The organism is Hyphomonas sp., assembly GCF_037969335.1.
Taxonomy (GTDB): Bacteria; Pseudomonadota; Alphaproteobacteria; order Caulobacterales; family Hyphomonadaceae; genus Hyphomonas.
Window position 1 is genome coordinate 1 of sequence record NZ_JBBKXE010000085.1, and the last position, 3,207, is coordinate 3,207.

Sequence of the window (3,207 nt, forward strand, 5' to 3'; positions counted from 1 at the left end):
CGCCAGCATCATCGCCGAGACAATCGGAACGATCAGGCCCTGCGCGATCGTCAGGACGCTCAGGGCCATGATCCAGAAAATGCCAACGAGCGCCCAGCCGTGATGGCCGGGCGCTCGCCGTGTGTCATCCGAATTGCTGGACGCGCTGGCTGTCATCTACGACGCAAGCCACCGAAGACCAGCGATACGACGAACAGTATGACGAAGATCAGCGCCAGAAGCTTGGCGATGCCAGCGGCTGTGCCCGCGATACCGCCAAAACCGAGGACTGCCGCGACCAGTGCGACGACGAGAAAGATGATGGCCCAACGCAGCATGTTCTGTTTCCTTTTCCATTGTGGGGTCTGGAAAAGGAAACGACAGGAAGGCAATTTGGTTCCACGCCTTCCGAATGCACGTTCAGGGGCCTGCACGCGAGGATGGCCCGACGATCAGTTGGTGGTGATCTGGAACCGTTCCATCTGGCGCTTGGCCAAGTCGGATTCGGGGTTCAGTTCATCAGCCCGCTTGAAGTCGAAATAGGCGCCCTGGATGTCCCCTGTGTGCTCCCTGGCAATCGCGCGATTGTAGTAAGCGGCATAGAGATCGTGGGAATCGAGTTCGATCGCCTTGTTCAGCGACACCATCGCCGAATTGTAGTCCTTGCGCATGATGTGGGCTGCGCCCTCGTTGAGGTAGGTTGCGCCTTCGGTCGGGTCCAGCTGTTTGGCGATGTCATAGTCCGAAAGGGCGGCCTCGAGCCGGCCGGCGCGCATGCGCAAGACGCCGCGATTGGTATAGGTGGCGGCCTTGTTCGTCATGTTCATGATCTCGGCTTCAATCGCCTTGGTGCAGATTTTCTCGCCAGCGCTGGCGGATACACGCTGATACTTGGCGGCCTCGTAACAATCCTTCGCGACGCCGCCTCCGATGATCGATACCTGGGCAACGGCCAGAGGGGCTAACAGCGTCAATGCGATCAACGCGAATGCCGGGAATTTCAACATTGTCGTCTCCCTGTTCTTTTATTTTCCCCTGATTAGCATGATTTCCCTATAGCGGCGAGCGCCTGCGACAATATTGAGCGTCAAAACTGCTGGGTTGCGGGGCCGGTCTGATATAGATAGAGCGGAGCAATTCCAATGAGACGAGGATTCCTTCGTGCGACACTTCTTTGCCGCCTTGTGCGCTTCAATACTGGCTGCACCGGCCTTCGCTGCCGTCCCCGTCGACGGGGCGCTCGGCTTCCAGCCCGCTGCAACGCGCATTGCTGAGCGCATTCACTTCTTCCACGATGACTATGTCATGTGGATCATCACCGCCATCACGATCTTCGTGTCGCTGCTGCTGGTCTGGGTGATGGTGCGTTACAATCGCAAGGCCAATCCCGTGTCGCGCAAGTTCAGCCACAATTCGCTGATCGAAGTGATCTGGACGGTCGTTCCGGCGCTGATCCTGGTCGCGATTGCCGGTCTGTCGTTCCCGAACCTCTACTATCAGGACGTGGTGCCGAACCTCGAGAAGATACAGACCGAATCAGCCGCGCTGCTGGCTGACGGCAAGTCGGCCGAGTACGAACGCTACACCAAGAACAATTTTCCGGACGCTGCTGCCAAGGGCTTCGTCAACGTCAAGGCCCAGGGCAACCAGTGGAACTGGACCTATTCCTATCCTGACATCGTCGACGCCGATGGCTTCGCGCTCGAATTCGTTTCGAACGCCATCCACAAGGGCACGTCGGCCGATCCGACCGACACCGATGTGCGTCCGCGCAATCTCGCTGTCGATTATCCGATGGTCATTCCGGCGGGTCGTTATATCCGCTATTACACCGCCGCTGCCGACGTGATCCACTCATGGACCGTGCCTGCCTTCGGTGTGAAAACGGATGCCGTGCCGGGCCGCCTCAACGAGGGCTGGTTCCTGGTTGACGAACCGGGCGTCTATTACGGCCAGTGTTCGGAACTTTGCGGCGTTGACCACGCCTACATGCCGATTGAGGTGCGTGTCGTGCCGCAGGACCAATTCGATACCTGGGCCCAACTGATGCTGGCTGGCGACTATGACGCCGCCGCCGCGTCCGTTCGGACCATGGCCGCCCTTGAGCCGAGCACCCAGCTCGCCGCCAACCACTAAGCTTTGAGAGAAGAGTAGATCCGCCATGCCAATGGATGAAATCGCCCTCGACCATCACCACGATGCCCACGATCACAAGCCTGGCTTTTTCAAGCGCTGGTTCCTGTCGACGAACCACAAGGACATCGGCACACTCTACCTGATCTTCTCGCTGTGTGCGGGCATCGTCGGCTATACGCTGTCGGGCCTGATCCGCTGGGAACTGGCTGAGCCGGGCATCGGTCCGATGCTCTGGATCGTCGAGCACTTCCATGGCGTGCAGGGCGACGCGGCCATCACGCATGCCAAGCATTTCTACAATACCGTGATCACCTATCACGGCCTGATCATGATCTTCTTCATGGTGATGCCGGCGCTGATTGGCGGTTTCGGCAACTGGATGGTGCCGCTGATGATCGGCGCGCCGGACATGGCCTTCCCGCGCATGAACAATATCTCGTTCTGGCTGACGGTCGCCGGTTTCGTGCTCGCCTGTATTTCGATGACAGTTCCGGGCAACTCGGCTGGTAACGGCTTCGGCGGCGGCTGGGTTCTGTATCCTCCGCTGTCCTCGACAACGGGCCACCCCGGCCCCGCCATGGACCTGCTGATCCTGTCGCTGCACACGGCCGGTATTGCGTCCATTCTCGGCGCGATCAACTTCATCGTGACCATCCTGAACATGCGCGCGCCTGGCATGACCATGCACAAGATGCCGCTGTTCGCTTGGGGCGTCCTCGTCACGGCCGTCCTTCTTCTGCTCGCACTGCCAGTTCTGGCGGGCGCGCTGACCATGCTGCTGACCGACCGCAATTTCGGGTCGCAATTCTTCAACCCTGCAGGTGGCGGCGACCCGGTCATGTTCCAGCACCTGTTCTGGTTCTTCGGTCACCCGGAAGTGTACATCATGATCCTGCCGGCATTCGGCATTATCAGTCACATCGTGTCGACCTTCTCGAAAAAGCCGATCTTCGGCTATCTCGGCATGGCCTATGCCATGGTCTCGATCGGCGTCATCGGCTTCGTCGTGTGGGCACACCACATGTACACGGTCGGCATGAACGTTGACCTGAAAGCCTACTTCATCGCTGCCACCATGGTCATCGCGGTGCC

Annotated in this window: 4 protein-coding genes; 2 read left to right on the forward strand and 2 right to left on the reverse strand. The window is 59.3% G+C overall.

Going from position 1 to position 3,207, the window contains the following annotated elements:
* Positions 1-152: 152 nt before the first annotated feature.
* Together AADA04_RS07050 and AADA04_RS07055 are read right to left on the reverse strand one after the other, a co-directional pair.
* Positions 153-317, reverse strand: a complete 165-nt coding sequence (locus AADA04_RS07050; protein WP_340692546.1) for a DUF1328 domain-containing protein — start codon at positions 315-317, stop codon at positions 153-155.
* Between the two features lie 114 nt (positions 318-431).
* Positions 432-986, reverse strand: coding sequence for a tetratricopeptide repeat protein (locus AADA04_RS07055; RefSeq protein WP_340692547.1), 555 nt, complete (start codon positions 984-986; stop codon positions 432-434).
* Positions 987-1,140: 154 nt separating this feature from the next.
* Between AADA04_RS07055 and coxB the strand changes: the two genes are divergently transcribed.
* Both coxB and AADA04_RS07065 read left to right on the forward strand, forming a co-directional pair.
* A complete protein-coding gene (coxB, locus tag AADA04_RS07060; protein WP_340692548.1) occupies positions 1,141-2,115 on the forward strand; it encodes a cytochrome c oxidase subunit II in 975 nt (324 codons plus the stop codon).
* A 25-nt stretch (positions 2,116-2,140) separates the two neighbouring features.
* Positions 2,141-3,207, forward strand: a 1,067-nt coding sequence (locus AADA04_RS07065; protein WP_340692549.1) for a cbb3-type cytochrome c oxidase subunit I, incomplete at its 3' end; no start/stop codon positions are given.

Coding starts and splice junctions, on each gene's coding strand:
- AADA04_RS07050 (WP_340692546.1), bottom strand. CDS start 317: ATGCTGCGTTGGGCCATCATCTTTCTCGTCGTCGCACTGGTCGCGGCA.
- AADA04_RS07055 (WP_340692547.1), bottom strand. CDS start 986: ATGTTGAAATTCCCGGCATTCGCGTTGATCGCATTGACGCTGTTAGCC.